Here is a 311-nt window from a genome sequence, read left to right on the forward strand (position 1 = left end):
TTGCCGGCGCGCGCCTGGTAGGGGTCGATGCCGGCGGCCAGTGCCTCGGCATAGCGCTTGGAGGTCAGGCCCTTGAGCGGCACGGTCACGAAGTCGGGATCACCCAGGTATTCGGCACGGTCGGCATCTGTCTCTTATACACATCTGACGCTGCCGACGAAATGCGAACAGTGTAGATCTCGGGGGTCGCCGGGTCATTAAAAAGGGGGGGGGGGGGGGGGGGGGGGGGGGGGGGGGGGGGGGGGGGGGGGGGGGGGGGGGGGGGGGGGGGGGGGGGGGGGGGGGGGGGGGGGGGGGGGGGGGGGGGGGGG

At 74.9% G+C, this 311-nt stretch carries 1 protein-coding gene; it reads right to left on the reverse strand.

Annotation, left to right across the window (positions count from 1 at the left end):
- Positions 1-85: 85 nt before the first annotated feature.
- Positions 86-311, reverse strand: a 226-nt coding sequence (locus JHD82_RS29540; protein WP_199140476.1) for a hypothetical protein, incomplete at its 5' end; no start/stop codon positions are given.

Source organism: Delftia sp. ASV31 (assembly GCF_016428765.1).
GTDB classification, from domain to species: Bacteria; Pseudomonadota; Gammaproteobacteria; order Burkholderiales; family Burkholderiaceae_C; genus Comamonas; species Comamonas acidovorans.